Annotated in this window: 13 protein-coding genes; 6 read left to right on the plus strand and 7 right to left on the minus strand. The window is 45.4% G+C overall.

Translation table 11 applies throughout. The features are described 5' to 3' along the window. Nucleotides 1-161: 161 nt before the first annotated feature. The 4 genes from K1X84_03620 to K1X84_03635 all read left to right on the plus strand — a co-directional run bounded on the left by K1X84_03620 (nt 162) and on the right by K1X84_03635 (nt 5,210). Nucleotides 162-755 (plus strand): GPP34 family phosphoprotein, encoded by a 594-nt coding sequence (locus K1X84_03620; GenBank protein MBX7150704.1) that lies wholly within the window; start codon nt 162-164, stop codon nt 753-755. Between the two features lie 81 nt (nt 756-836). After that, complete coding sequence (locus K1X84_03625; GenBank protein MBX7150705.1) at nt 837-1,442, plus strand: PorT family protein; 606 nt, start codon at nt 837-839, stop codon at nt 1,440-1,442. A 44-nt stretch (nt 1,443-1,486) separates the two neighbouring features. Next, entirely contained in the window at nt 1,487-3,571 is a 2,085-nt protein-coding gene (locus K1X84_03630) for a thioredoxin domain-containing protein (protein ID MBX7150706.1), read from the plus strand. A gap of 133 nt (nt 3,572-3,704) precedes the next feature. Next, a complete protein-coding gene (locus K1X84_03635) occupies nt 3,705-5,210 on the plus strand; it encodes a SpoVR family protein (protein MBX7150707.1) in 1,506 nt (501 codons plus the stop codon). A 3-nt stretch (nt 5,211-5,213) separates the two neighbouring features. On the opposite strand, the gene K1X84_03640 is transcribed toward K1X84_03635, so the two are convergent. From K1X84_03640 to K1X84_03670, 7 genes are read right to left on the minus strand one after another with little or no spacing between them, the layout of a single operon-like run. After that, nucleotides 5,214-6,206, minus strand: coding sequence for an NAD(P)-dependent alcohol dehydrogenase (locus K1X84_03640; GenBank protein MBX7150708.1), 993 nt, complete (start codon nt 6,204-6,206; stop codon nt 5,214-5,216). A gap of 8 nt (nt 6,207-6,214) precedes the next feature. Beyond that, the gene (locus tag K1X84_03645) at nt 6,215-7,873 is read right to left on the minus strand and encodes an SUMF1/EgtB/PvdO family nonheme iron enzyme (GenBank protein ID MBX7150709.1); all 1,659 of its coding nucleotides are present in this window, start codon (nt 7,871-7,873) and stop codon (nt 6,215-6,217) included. Next, the gene (locus K1X84_03650; protein ID MBX7150710.1) at nt 7,870-8,832 is read right to left on the minus strand and encodes a MoxR family ATPase; all 963 of its coding nucleotides are present in this window, start codon (nt 8,830-8,832) and stop codon (nt 7,870-7,872) included. Before K1X84_03650 ends, K1X84_03645 begins: the two co-directional genes overlap by 4 nt. Further along, nucleotides 8,816-10,081 (minus strand): hypothetical protein, encoded by a 1,266-nt coding sequence (locus tag K1X84_03655; GenBank protein ID MBX7150711.1) that lies wholly within the window; start codon nt 10,079-10,081, stop codon nt 8,816-8,818. The genes K1X84_03650 and K1X84_03655 overlap by 17 nt, the downstream gene beginning before the upstream one ends. After that, a complete protein-coding gene (locus K1X84_03660) occupies nt 10,078-11,175 on the minus strand; it encodes a hypothetical protein (protein ID MBX7150712.1) in 1,098 nt (365 codons plus the stop codon). Before K1X84_03660 ends, K1X84_03655 begins: the two co-directional genes overlap by 4 nt. Nucleotides 11,176-11,217: 42 nt before the next feature. Further along, a complete protein-coding gene (locus tag K1X84_03665) occupies nt 11,218-12,045 on the minus strand; it encodes a hypothetical protein (protein ID MBX7150713.1) in 828 nt (275 codons plus the stop codon). 5 nt (nt 12,046-12,050) lie between these two features. Further along, nucleotides 12,051-13,427: an aldehyde dehydrogenase gene (locus K1X84_03670; GenBank protein ID MBX7150714.1), complete on the minus strand. Its 1,377-nt coding sequence runs from the start codon at nt 13,425-13,427 to the stop codon at nt 12,051-12,053. Nucleotides 13,428-13,639: 212 nt separating this feature from the next. On the opposite strand from K1X84_03670, the gene K1X84_03675 reads away from it, so the two are divergent. Together K1X84_03675 and K1X84_03680 are read left to right on the plus strand one after the other, a co-directional pair. Beyond that, entirely contained in the window at nt 13,640-14,044 is a 405-nt protein-coding gene (locus tag K1X84_03675) for a cytidine deaminase (protein MBX7150715.1), read from the plus strand. 3 nt (nt 14,045-14,047) lie between these two features. Then, the gene (locus K1X84_03680) at nt 14,048-15,112 is read left to right on the plus strand and encodes a mechanosensitive ion channel family protein (GenBank protein ID MBX7150716.1); all 1,065 of its coding nucleotides are present in this window, start codon (nt 14,048-14,050) and stop codon (nt 15,110-15,112) included. Nucleotides 15,113-15,152: the final 40 nt, after the last annotated feature.

The raw sequence follows: 15,152 nt of genomic DNA on the forward strand, positions 1-15,152 counted from the left end.
GGCGACGCAATGTATTGAAATCCGCAGGTTATGACTATGACTTTTGTCAGGTGTGCGACTATCCGGTGTAATTGCAATCTCAAAAAATATTTCAGAAATTACCTGTTAGGGGCAACTTTTAAAACCCAGCCGACGTAAAAGGGTCATTAACTTCCGATATTATGCTCAGCTTACCCGAAAAATTATTCCTATTATCGCTTGACGATCAAAAAGAAGTTCACTTTTCCGTTTCGTGGGCTGTGTTGTCCGTGTCAATAGCCGGAGCGTTGGTGATGGAACTGGCGTTACGCGGGAAGATACATATCGATGCCTCGCAGCGTATTACGTTGATCGAAACTACTTCTTGCGGCGATGAATTGCTCGATGACGTCTTAAAATCCCTCCTCAAAAAAAGAACCAACCAAACGATGAATCTTTGGGTGAGTACATTGCTGGAAAAATTTTCAAAATTGAAAATCAAAGAACGGCTTTTGCAAAACCTGAACCGCAAAGGGGTGTTGCAAAGAGAAGAAAAATTACTGTTCGGTGTTGTTCCTTATAATCGTTACTCACTTGGTGGAAAAACGGTACGTGATAACATTCAACATGAACTGCAATCCGTCATCGAAAAAACAAAAGCTCCCGACGAAAGTAATGTGATGTTGTTATCATTGCTGCAATCCTGTCACTTGTATCACCGCATTTGCCCATCCGTTCAGGAATCGATGGTTCCGCGCTCAAGACGCGAATATGAAGAAATGCTTGCCAGCGCGTAATATAACCGTTGTTTTCCATTTCGTTTTTTCCTAACCTGATTTTGGTCACATCCCATTCATCCTTAGCATTGCCTGAAAATTATGCGTACGACCGTGTGCATGGTGTTTTTGTTTATTTCATCCGTTTGGGGACAAACGCGATACAATGCAGGTTTTCACGGTGGACTGAATTTTGCCAGCGCATCGCAGTCCCAAAATGTCAAAACCTCAACGCGCACAGGATGGATTGCCGGAGGTTTACTTGAGATTGTTCCGCAAACTTCCTTCGTTAGTTTCCAGATTGAATGTCATTATATCCAAAAAGGAATGGATTTCGATTCCGCCGGCAGCACTATTCATTGGCAATTTAATTACATCGAAATTCCAATTTTGGTCCGAACCGCTTACCGGCATGAAGGCTTTCGACCGTTTGCATTCGTTGGACCAAAGATAGGTTTTTTATTACATTCACGCGCCGCTATTCGATTGCCGGATCGCCGTGAAAACATTGATCTAGCCGATGTGACGGAATCGATTGAACTTTCGCTCGACGGCGGATTCGGCTTGCAATACACCCGTGACACGCGCGTTACGTACTTTGCTCAACTTCGTTTTTCAGCCGGTTTAAAAGACATCGATAAATCCAATGCCCGATGGCAGTCGCGTGATACGCAATTGACCGCCGGCGTGAAATTCGCCGTTAATTAAAAAAGGCCACTGTGAATTTACCACCTATTGACATCATCAAACAATTGCCGCCCGACGGCGGAACGGAATTTAACCGGCTGATTTTCGAACAAAGTCCTTACCTGCTTCAACATGCGCGAAATCCCGTCGACTGGTTTCCGTGGAGCGAAGCGGCCTTTGAAAAAGCGCGCATAGAAGATAAACCCATTTTTCTATCGATAGGTTACTCCACGTGCCATTGGTGTCACGTGATGGAACATGAATCGTTTGAAGACGATGCGGTGGCTGAACTCCTGAATACGCATTTTGTGTGTATCAAAGTCGATCGCGAAGAACGTCCGGATATCGATCAGATTTACATGGCGGTCACGCAGGCTTTGACGGGTCACGGCGGATGGCCGATGACGGTGATTCTTACGCCTGATAAAAAACCGTTTTTTGCCGGAACGTATTTTTCGAAACATTCGAAGTACGGGCGTTCGGGCATGATGGAGTTGCTGCCGGCGCTTTCCAAAGCTTGGAAAGAAAGGCGCGACGACGTCGTCAGTTCGGCCGATCAGATCACGCAATTGCTGAGAAATATGCCGTCGGAAACGTCCGATGAAAATCTTGATGAAAGCGTTTTCGATACCGCTTTCGATCAATTTTCGCAGCAATTCGATACGCACCACGGCGGATTCGGCAACGCGCCGAAATTTCCAACGCCGCATAACTTGTCATTTCTGTTGCGATATTGGCGGCGTTCCGAAAAGTCGGAAGCACTAACGATGGTGGAAAAAACTTTGAAAGCGATGCGTCATGGCGGAATGTACGATCACATCGGTTTTGGATTTCATCGCTATTCTACCGACGCGAAATGGCTCGTCCCGCATTTTGAAAAGATGCTGTACGATCAAGCGATGCTGGCAATAGCGTACGTCGAAGCGTATCAGGCCACGCGCAACGATTTCTATAAAAAAACAGCGGAGGAAATTTTTACGTATGTGCTACGCGACTTGCGGTACCCCGAAGGAGGATTTTATTCCGCCGAAGACGCCGACAGTGAAGGCGTGGAAGGGAAATTTTACGTCTGGACCCGTGATGAACTGAAGCAAATTCTGGATGACAATGAATTGAAATTGGCCGAAGAGATTTTCAACGTAACGTCCGACGGAAATTATCACGACGAAGCTTCTCACGAACAAACCGGAACCAATATTCTGCACATCACCAAAGATTTGGACGTGTTGGCTTTTCAATCAGGCTGCAGTGAAAATGAGTTCAATACAAAACTTGAATCCGTTCGCCGGAAACTTTTTGACGTACGAGAGCGCCGCGTGCATCCTTTCAAAGACGACAAAATTCTGACGGATTGGAATGGGCTGATGATCGCAGCATTCGCCAAAGGCGCGGCCGTTTTCGATAATCCTGATTACGCCGCCATGGCCAAAAATGCCGCTGATTTTATTCTGCACAATATGCGCGATCAAAACGGACGTTTGTTTAAGCGCTGGCGACAAGGCGAAGCCGGTTTGCCCGCTTGTGCCGACGATTACGCCATGATGATCTGGGGTTTGATTGAAATTTACGAAGCGACATTCGAAGAAAAATATCTCCGATCGGCGGTGGAATTAAACACGATGTTTCTCGAACATTTCTGGGATGAAGAAAACGGCGGATTATATTTTACACCTGACGACGGCGAAACTCTGATCACGCGCCTGAAAGAAATATATGACGGCGCGGTTCCGTCGGGCAATTCCGTCGCGGCCTTGAATCTGATTCGCCTGAGCCGTCTGACCGGCGACTTATCGCTCGCCGAAAAAAGTTCACACATAGGCCGTGCGTTTGCCCGCAATATCGGTCACGTTCCGATGGCCCATGCACAGTTTCTGATTGCTCACGATTTTTTGCCGTCTAAAGAAATCGTCATCGTCGGCGATCCGGATGCGGAGGACACGCAAAAAATGATCCGCGCGCTGAATGAATTATTTTTACCCAACAAGGTTGTTTTACTGAGGAAAACAAATTCAGACGAATTGTTCGCCATCACGCCATTCACAAAATCGTACACGATGATCAATTCAAAAGCCACAGTCTATGTGTGTGAGGATTTTGCTTGTAAGACGCCGACGAATGAAGTAAAGAAAATGATTGAGCTCTTGAAATAGCCACAGAATGTACAGCAAAACAAAAAACATTCCTCATTATTCATTACTAATTGTTCATTGTAAAAGCTTGCCATTCCACGCAAAGTTGGTTAATTTCCTTTAATCACCACTCATTCATCCCAAAGGCATCAGCATGCGTGAATTACCCGATGATCTGAAATTATTGCAGGAGGAGATCGAGGGCTATGCGCGCGGTTACGGTCTCGATTTTTTTACCCAGATTTTTGAAGTGCTCGACTACGACGAGATCAATATGGTCGCGGCGTACGGCGGATTTCCAACGCGATATCCTCACTGGCGATTCGGCATGGAATACGAGCAATTGGCCAAAGGTTACGAATGGGGTCTGCAAAAAATTTACGAAATGGTGATCAACAACGATCCGTGTTACGCCTACCTGCTGGAATCCAATGGCTACGTCGATCAGAAAATCGTGATGGCGCACGTCTACGGCCATAATGATTTTTTCAAAAATAATTATTGGTTCGCGCACACGAACCGCAAAATGATGGACGAAATGGCGAATCATGCGACGCGCGTCCGCCGTTATATCGAGCGTTACGGTCTCGAAGAAGTCGAAAGTTTTATCGACATCTGTCTGCCGATCGAAAACCTCATCGATTCGCATTCACCGTACATTCAGCGCAGCCGCGATTTACAGGAACCCAACGAAATGCCGGCGGATGAACCTTTGACGGTCAAGAAACTGAAAAGCAAAGATTATATGGATGATTTTATCAATCCGAAGGAGTTTATTGCTGAACAGTTGAAGAAGTTGACTGAGGAGCAGGAAAAGAAAAAGAATTTTCCGGAACAGCCTGAGAAAGATATCCTGGCATTTCTGATCGAGTACGCGCCACTGACCAACTGGCAGCGCGATATTTTGTCGATCGTCCGTGAAGAGGCGTATTATTTTGCGCCTCAAGGCATGACGAAAATTATGAACGAGGGCTGGGCAAGTTATTGGCACAGCAAGATCATGACGGAACGCGCCGCGCACGATCACGAAATCATCGATTACGCCGATCATTGCGCGGGTGTGCTGGCGACGTCGGGCGGGCGGCTGAATCCTTACAAATTAGGCATCGAGCTATTGCGCGATATCGAAGATCGGTGGAACAAGGGTAAATTCGGTCGCGAGTATGATGAATGTACCGATTTAGTCGAATTGCAGCGATGGGATAAAAATCTTGGCCTTGGGCGAAAGAAAATTTTCGAAGTCAGGAAATTATATAACGACGTCATGTTTCTGGATGAATTTCTTACGCCGGAATTTTGCGAGCGGATGAAACTGTTTACGTTCGAATTCAATTCCAGTACGGATCAATATGAAATTGCCGACCGTGAGTTTAAAAAAGTAAAACAAAAATTATTATTTCAACTCACGCATCACGGATTACCGTATTTGTCTGTTGTGGACGGCAACTTTGAGAATCGCGCCGAATTGCTTTTGCAGCACAAATATGAGAGCATTGAATTGAAAATCGACGAAGCCCGCGCGACGATGGAAAGTGTTTATAAAATATGGAAACGTCCTGTGAATGTTACAACGGTCATCAATAACGAAGAAACAATTTTAACTTTCGACGGAAATAATCACACCGAAAAACGTTCGAATTATAATCGCCTTGCGGGATGATTCTCATTTCCAATCGTTTTCAAGAACCATTCTGAAATTGACTTTTCCTGCACGAACTCTATCGAGCGCTTCGTTTACACGTGAAAAAGGCATCGTTTCGATATGCGGCCGGATGGAGTGTTGCAAACAAAATTGTAACATCCGCCGCATCGTCGCCGGACTTCCGATCACGCTGCCGGTAATGGATTTTTGTCCGTCCAATAAATGGTCATTGGCGACGGCAACATCACCCGGCGGATAACCGATCATACAAAAGACGCCGTTAAAGTCGAGACGTTCCATCCAGAAATTCCAGTCGAGTTGCGCTGAAGACGTCGATAAAATCAAATTCATCGGCGGTGTGGATTTCGGATCGTGAACGGGGATGGCGCCGAGCGCTTCGGCTAATTTTGCTTTTTCGGAAACGCTATCGAAGGCATAAACTTCTGCGCCCATGGCTTTGGCCATTTGCACGGCGAGGTGGCCAAGCCCGCCGATGCCGATGACGCCGACACGTTTCGCGTCCGGCTTCAATAATCTTTCCAATGGCGAAAACACTGTCAATCCTGCGCACATCAGCGGCGCAGCAGAAATCATGTCGAAACGATCAGGGATTGCATATACGAACCGGTGATCGATAATAACTTTTTCTGACAAACCTCCGAAACCGTTGACGCAGGTTCTTTTTTTTCCGGTGGCGCAGAGATGTTCCATACCGTGTGTACATTGCGCGCAATGGCCGCACGAACCGGATTGCCATCCCACGCCGACCCATTGGCCTTCCGAAAAGCCGGTAACATTTTTTCCTGCCTGAGCGATTTGTCCGATAATTTCATGCCCGGGTACGAGCGGATATTTTGCAATACTCCAGTCGCCGTCGATCAGGTGAATATCGCTGTGACACAACGCGCAATATTTTACGGCAATAGCCACATCCATATCCGTGAGCGGTGGGAGTGCAAATTCAAACGGCTTCAGTTCTGTTTTTTTGTCGAAAGCGGCGTAGGCTCGTATCATCGGACTCCTTAAGGTGTAATTTCTCTGACAAGCCGGAAACCCAAGCTCGGTCCGCGGTCTTGCGGTTCGTGCGTGTAACGGCGTCCGCTTCGGGCGATCGCCGCGCCGAAATACCAACTGCCGCCACGGATGATTTTTTTACCAGCGCTGCAGATATGCAAAGGATCCGTTTCCATGGCATTGGAATAAGAACAAAAGTCATCTTCGCACCATTCCCACACGTTGCCGTGCATGTCGTAAATGTTCCAGGCGTTCGGTGCAAAACTTCCAACCGGCTGGGGCCGGCCACGAAAGATTCCTTTGGCTGAATTTTCGTACGGCCAATTACCGTCATAATTTGACTGATCTGTCGACAGAAAATCTCCGGTATTAAACGCGGTCGATGTTCCGGCTCGGCAAACGTATTCCCACTCGGCTTCAGTCGGCAAACGAAATTTTAGCCCGGTTTTGGCATTAAGTTTTTCGATGAATGTTTTTATTTCAAACCAATTGACGTTTTCAACCGGACAATTATCACCGCCGTCTTTAAATTGACTTGGGTTTTTACCCATGATCGTTTTCCATTGTCCTTGCGTGATTTCATAGCGGCTGACAAAAAAAGGTTTTGTGATCCGTACGGAATGCAAGGGAGCAATTGAATCGCCTTGCAGTCCCATCGCAAATTCACCCGGCTCGATCTTTTGAAAACTCATTCCGGTTACAGTATCGCGCCATGCGGCGTCAAATTTCAATAAAAAGCCGTCTAATTTTTCTTTCTCGTATTCACCGTCTTCTCCGGGATAGCGTAAATCAGACGCGCCTTTATTTTTTGCAACAGCCCACACCAAACTTTCTCCGGCCGGAATAATATCCGGATTCAGCGAGTAAACAGAATCGGTGTACGCGCTGTCGGCATCAATGAATGTCCATCCGTTTTGTTTAAGACGTTGAATCAACGCGTCAAGAAAAAGCGCATTGAGAAGATTGTGGTGAAGTAAAAGCGTGTGACGGATGGGACGCTTGAAATATTCACGAGCAAGATTGTCGTAATAGCGTGCCCGATCCAAAATATGTTGGATGTAAAATTCTTTGTAACCGGTTAAATCCACGTTGGGGTTTTTACTCAACGTGTCGCGTAAACTCTGATCGACATACCAATCGGAGGCATCAATCGTAACATAACCGTTTTTGTAATTCTGTTCGTGCAGAAAATTTCTGAGACCGTCGCGCTTCTCAATCGAATTGCCTTCTTTCAAATAGGGGAATCGAAAAAGTTTGGTATAATTGCGGTACGATTGAATGATTGAATCGCCTTTCAAAAAATCATTTTGAAAAGATTGCAACGTCTGTTTGCTTGAATGAAAATAAAAATGAGAATAAGAATGATTGGCGATTCGATGATCGTTGTGATCCCATGATTCCAGGAGTTTGCGTCCGTCATCGTTATCCACACGTTTGCCACACACAAATAAAACAGCTTTCAATCCGTTCATTTGAAGGGAGTTTAAAATGCCATCATTTCGTTCTTTCCACGACAGCAAAGGTGTGGATTCCGTCTGCGGATCATCGATAGTAATACTGATGAATTTTTGAGAATACCCGTGTGTTGTTAAAATGAATACAAGCAGCAGTTCGATCCCTGAGCGGAGTCGAAGGGATGAACACGCAACAGAGGATGTCTGCTTCATCGCGGCACCGGAACGATATTGAGAATTTCTCCGATGACTTCGTCGGCGCGAATACCTTCCAGTTCCATCTCCGGCTGCAACATGATACGGTGTCGCAGTACTGGACGTGCGATAAATTTAATATCGTCGGGGTTGACGTAGTCAACGCCACGCATGGCCGTACGGGCTTTGGCGGCAAGAAGTAAGGATACAGCGGCTCGCGGGCTGGCGCCAACAAGTATGCTGGGATAATCCCGGGTTTTACGTACAATTTGGGTGATGTAATCGATCACGCTTTCTTCGATTTTAACACTTTGAATTTCGGCACGGCATCGTTCGATGTCGGCCGGCGTAACGACGCTATTGACATGAGCGCTGGAAAGGTCGCGCGTTGTAAAACCATGATGGTAGTTTCTCAAAATCTGATTTTCTTCTTCGGCGGCAGGGTAGTCGATCAGGATTTTAAACATAAATCGATCGAGCTGTGCTTCGGGCAGCACGTAGGTTCCCTCATATTCGATCGGATTCTGCGTGGCAAAAACGATAAACGGTTCGGACAACGGATATCGCATGCCATCGATCGTAACTTGGCGTTCTTCCATCACTTCCAGTAACGCGGCTTGTGTTTTGGCCGGTGCCCGGTTGACTTCGTCGATCAACGCAAGGTTGGTGAAAATTGGGCCTTTTTTCAGTACGAAAGAAGAGGATTTGGCATCAAAAACATTCGTTCCGACGACATCCGACGGCATAAGATCCGGTGTAAATTGAATGCGTTTAAAATCGCCGGTCATTGCCAGCGCCATCGTTTTTACCAGCAACGTTTTGGCTGTGCCGGGAACGCCTTCAAGCAAGACATGGCCGCCGCTGAACAAGGCAATCATCGCGTGATCGATCACGTACGATTGTCCGACGATCACTTTCTGAATTTCCGAGCGCAGTTTATCGGCGACGGTTTGCGTTATGTTATTGGGGTTTTCCATTACGGGATTTCTCCGAAGTTACATGAATTCGTTGTTGATGAAGAAAATAAATCGTATCGATGTGCCGACACAACCTGATGAGATCGCCGTCGTCTATTGACACCTTGCGCTTTTGAACCGGTTCTTTCGTGGCTGAAATTTCCGCGTCCCGTATTTTCTGATCGGTTTCGCGAAAAAGTTTGAGTATGGCTTCGTTGTTGAGATTATAACGATTGGCTAGCATCTGTGCAAGCTTCGTTTCCGATCCGGTTTTATAGCGATCATAAAGGAACTGCATCAACCACTGCCGCCATATTTTCAGAATGAGCCGGTTGGCCCGTGCACGTTGGTAAACGCGCATGACGGATTCTACGTGCGCTTTCGATGAACGTACCGGCTGCACGCGCACCGGAACTGGCCGCCCGAACCGTTTCGCACCCGAATACGCCCAAACGATCACCGCAAGACTAGCCATCAAAATTCCAAGTTTGACCGGCCATTCGTCAAACCATTGAATTAATGACTGATATTCGCGGAATCCCTGGTGATACTCATCGAAATAAACCCGGTCAAACAACCGATAATCGCCCGACGTCGTAAACGTAATCATACGAATAAGCGCATCGGCCTGACGACCTTCGGCCAGATGAGCATTCGAAACATAATCCGGCGAGTGAAAAAAAATGAACGAACCTTCGCCGTGAGGAACTTCAATAATACCATCGGAACTATCATTGGCGTATAAAACGGTGTACGAAGCTGAATCTGAATAAAAACGCGCTAATATAATTTCTGAAGAATCTGCACTCGGAACTTTGAGTGAGTCGATAAATATATTGTGAGCAGCAGGCTGTTGAAGTGTCAGCCGGTCCGATCCGTAAAAATCGCCGTACTGAATTCCAAGACTTCTCAGAAGCTTTGCAATAGAACGACTGTAAAAAAATATAGCCGTCGAGCCATTCGAGACGCGACTGCTCAGTGAATCCATTTCGACAATTCCGATTGTATCAATCGGAGCAATGCAGATAATAATATTGTGTTGGCCTGAAAGTTCTTTCGCGCGAAAATCTTTCCGTAACCGAGCCGGTGAAAAACCCGATTCGCCAAGCAGCGTAAAAAGCGCATGCGTGCCGTTGGATTTGGTGTTGTATGAGGAATAAATGAAAGCCGCGTCTTTTGAATTGGACTGATCCGATAAAAGTGTAATAAAAATTACACCTACGCTCGCGATCAGGGTGATGATCAGGATGTTTTTACCGGATGTATTCATACTTCAGCCAATTCCTGCGGCAAAGATTGCATGACAATCGCGTGATAGCGTTTACATAACTCAAAATCCGATTCAGTGGTTTCGCTTAAGCCGTACCATTTTCGGTCAAATATTGAAGCGACATGGCGCATCGTATTATAAATCGATTCGCGTTGAGCTAACGACGGTTGTTCCAGTATCCATTTCAGATACTCTTCATTCGTGTGAAATTTTCTGTAACGGACGTATTCGTATTTATCGAGATATAAGATCAGCGATAGCCAGATATGCCGCACGGCTTTACGATAATTATCTTCGGATGCGAAACGATCGGCTAAGAGTAAATGTTCGTCAGGCTCGGTCGATTCGCCTGGATTTAAAATGTGCGAAAAGTCTTTTTGAAGGTCGGCGGTTTCCTGCTGCCGTCGCTGCCAATAGCGTATCCACTGCCGGATTAAAAGAATCAGCAAAACCGCTCCAGCCGCGTAAACGATATATAACATGATCTGACCAATACTTTTAAAATCAATCGGTGTACGCTCCGCAGGTTCAGGCCATTTAAAATCCTTGAAAAGATTTTTCAGAGCATCAATGATTTTTTGCAGCAGCCAATCTAAAGCTTCGGAAAGTAAATTTTTTCCTTTGTTATTCTGGTATTCCTTTCGAGAAAGAATTTCTTCAGCCCGTGAGCGGTAATCGGTAGAATCTTGTATCAATGTATGATGAGACAGCGCTTCAATAAATTCCAAAGCGCGCGTTACGCGTTCCAAAACGATCGAAACGGAGCTGGCATCGTAATTTCGTTCGTTCATGAAATTGACATCACGAATGAGCCAGGCATTGTTCAACGTAACGCTCTGATAATTCGCCGCATCTTCATCGACATCAAAAACGTATGGCACATCGATCGTGCAGGACGCGGGAATCGTCAGCGATTGAATATGTTTGATTGCCAATTCATTTTGATCAGCGTCGGAAATTTCTGTCAGCATTTCCAGGTTGTTTTTTATGTCGGCGAGCAGCGATTGATATGAAATTTCGGAATTTTCGTCTGTTTCAGGCGAAGAAAAACCGAAAACAAAAAAAGCTGCTATTAGGAAAATCCAAAAACGCATCTGGAAATGTTTTAATGATGATATTCGTAAGTGAAATACTTTTTAAAGCTGATCAATCAACACTTGTAAATCGAATCCTTCTTTACGCGAGCGGATATCAAAATAAAATAATGTAACAAAAATCATTTGCATGGGTAAAAGCAGCACGGACACGATGGCTCCTCCGGTTAGTTTTAACACGTCAAAATCCGGCATAAGCCCTCCTATCCATGCAATTTGCTCAAGAATGATGGAATAAATTCCCGCAAATAAATACGTCAGCGAAAATCCGAGAATTCCCAGCAACAACCATGTAATCGCGACCAATCCTATCGCGCGACCCCATTCCAGCCGCATTAATTTTTGCGAACGTTGCCAGACCTGAGTCATGGTTTTGCAACCTTCCATGAGAATTAACGGCGTAGTGAACAGTAATTGTAGGAAAAGCCAAACGCCGGGAATAAAACATAAAACCAAACCTGTAGCTATTAAAATTGTACTCAAAAATGAAATCCAAAACAGTGGACGGATTGATGCGCAGGTTTTTTTTACGACGCGCCATGGCGATATGTTTTGTTCATGCGTTCTTTCCAGCATAAATTGACAGATCAAACCTCCTGAAAACCAATTGATGCATTGATCCAGAAGCAACATCAAAATATTCGTGAAAGTGTACGAAGAAGTTTCGAAAAAGTTGAAGGTGTTGAAGATATGTTCAATATCGATCGCGCCGATTTTATACAACAGAAATTTGAAACCGTATACCGGCAGGAACAGCCATAAAAGCAGAGCAACAAGCGATTGGTATTCTTGCCGATAAAAAGATAATCCGGCATCGATCGTATCGATAATGTTGCGACGGGCGACAAGCCCGGATGAAACGGAATTCATTCAGGCTAAGAATAAAAAAGTTTTTTGATGAGGCTGAGTTTGTTTTTATAAGGCGGGTACCGGATCGGGATATCGGGCCAGACCGGTGTGCGCATCAGGCTTCGCTTGCGTGAAAACGTTTCAAACGAATACCGGCCATGGTATGTACCCATGCCGCTGAGTCCGACGCCGCCGAAAGGAAGGTGCGAATTGACAAAATGTACGAGCGTGTCGTTTATGCAGCCGTTGCCGAAGACGATGCTGCTCAATATTTTTTCTTCAGTGTGATGATCATTGGTAAAAAGATACAACGATAACGGCCACGGTTTCTGGCGAATGATGGTAATAGCTTCGTCGAGATGTTCATACGTCAATATCGGAAGGATCGGGCCGAATATCTCGTCGGCCATGACGGCGCTGTCGGGTTTCGCTGAAATGATCGTCGGTGCAATAAATAATTTTTCCCGGTTGGATTGTCCTCCGATGATGAGATCGGAACCTTCGATCAACTTCATAAGGCGATCGAAATGCCGCGAATTGATAATGTTTGTATAATTACCGCTTTCAGAAGCATCGGCGCCAAAAAATTCCGCCGTATACTGGCGCATTTTGCCGATCAACCGGTCTTTAACGATTTGGTGCACTAATACATAATCCGGTGCAATACAAGTCTGGCCCGCGTTAAAAAATTTACCCCAAAAAATCCGCCGTGCAGCTACGTCGATATTGCAATCATCGTCGACGATGCAGGGGCTTTTACCGCCGAGTTCAAGCGTTACCGGCGTCAAAGTCTTAGCCGCGGCTTCGGCGACGAAACGGCCGCCTGCAATGCCACCGGTATAAAAAATATGATCGAAACGATACTGATCCACCAATTGCGGAACGACCACACGTCCATCGCCTTGAATAACCGCAACATGTTCGGGTGAAAAAGCCTCCGTTATGATCTTTTCAATGATCGTATCCGTAGCCGGGGATAATTCAGAAGGCTTGAGAACGATGCAGTTACCTGCCGCCAAAGCGCCGATGAGCGGAGCCAGCACCAATTGAAAAGGATAATTCCACGCGCCGACGATCAACACTTGTCCCAACGGTTCGTCGTGAATATAACTGCTGGATGGAAAATAAATCAACGGGGTGTGTACACGTTTCGGCTTCATCCATTGATGGAGATGTTTCAAACAATGCTCAATCTCATCGTAGATAAAACCGATTTCACTGAGAAAACCTTCAAAGTCCGGCTTGTTCAAATCCTTTTTCAAAGCGTGCATGATATCGTGTTCATGCTTTTCGATAACGGACAACAAATGTTCTATTCGTTCCCGGCGAAATTCGTACGACCGCGTCGCTCCGGAATCGAAATAGACACGCTGTTTTTCAAGAATGGATAGGAAAGCGTTCATATGAAAATTAGTGGGTGCATGAAGCTTGCATGAATCTACGGATTAGCATCAGTCTATTCAATAACAAACTTTGCATCCGGGAATTTAAAAGAGAGCAAGAGTATTATTTTTATATAATACTCTTGCAATTTTTTTTTCGTGTTAATACATTGACATGTCCCTCTCAAATGACTTTCCTGTAATGATCCTGATCATTTAAATGTAGGCAATGCGTGGATATCCAGAATTTGATCAAACAAGCTATAGCTGCGCGTAAATTTGCTATTGCGCCGTACTCGCACTTCGAAGTTGGATCACTGATCGTAACGGATTCAGGAAAAATTTTTACAGGCTGTAATATTGAAAACAGTACGTATGGCCTGACGATTTGCGCGGAACGAGTTGCACTTTTCAAAGCGCTTTCGGAAGGTGAAACGATGTTTAAATACGTGGTGGTCGTAGCGAATACGCCGACCGTGTGTTATCCTTGCGGTTCATGCCGGCAAATCATTTCTGAATTCGCGCCCAAAGCGGAGATTGTTTGTGCCAATCTTCAATCCGTTTATGAAATATTCAAACCTCAGGAACTTTTTCCTCACGCGTTCGGGCCGGAAGATTTAAAGCACAACGGGGGTTGAAAAATGGAACGGCTCGAAATGTGGTTTCCGGACGAACATTACCGCGTTATCGTATCATCGCTGTTGGTGGTTGTGTGTGGATTTGTGCTGGCCCAATTGGTGCATGTATTATTTTATCTTACTCACAAAATCATAACATCGCGCACCAAAACCGATCTGGATGATAAAATTCTGGATGTGTCACGACGGTCGGTGCAAAGAATTATCGTGGTGTGGGGATTTTATATTGCAACGGATTGGCTTGACGACGTATATCAGGGAACGTGGACACATTATGCCGATGGGATTTTTTTTGTTATAGTTGTTTTTCTGATATCAGTTTTGATTTCCAATATCAATCGCGTTGTGATGGAATGGTATGTGACGTCGATTGCCGTTCGTACCGATTCACCCGTTGACGACGAAATTGTTCCTCTTGTTAAACGCGTCAGCAATCTTCTTTTATATTCCATAGCGGGGATCATTTGCCTGGATCATTTTCATATTGATATTAAGGCACTGGTCGTGTCGCTTGGTGTTGGGTCGTTTGCCGTGGCGTTTGCGGCGCAGGAAACGTTGGCCAATATGATCGCAGGGTTTGTTATCATGGTGGATCGGCCGTTTCGTGTGGGCGACCGGATTCGGGTGACGGCAACGCAACAGGTCGGCGACGTTATTCAAGTCGGACTACGCAGCACAAAAATTCTCGATTTCGATAACAATATTGTTACTATTCCTAATGCACAAATTATCAAAGGCGATATTATTAATTTTTCATATCCGGAAGCTGCGATGCGAGTAAAGATTGAAATCGGAATTGCCTACGGATCCGATATTGAAAAAGCAAAAAAAATTATGGAAGGAACATGTGCATCTTTCCCAGTCATATTGACCGATCCGGCGCCGAAAGCTTATCTTGTTGGATTCGGAGATTCGGCTTTAAATATGATTGTAGTGGCGCGAGCCAGTCATTATAAGGAAGCGTTTGAAGTGTCTGACCAGATCCGGATCAAAATTCATGACGAGTTTGTCAAAGCCGGTATAGAAATTCCTTTTCCTCAGCGCGTTGTTCACATGCAAAAGAATTAAATAATGCTGCGTGAAAACTTGGGTTTATCTTGCATTTATA

Source organism: bacterium (assembly GCA_019695335.1).
Classification (GTDB): Bacteria; CLD3; CLD3; order SB21; family SB21; genus JABWBZ01.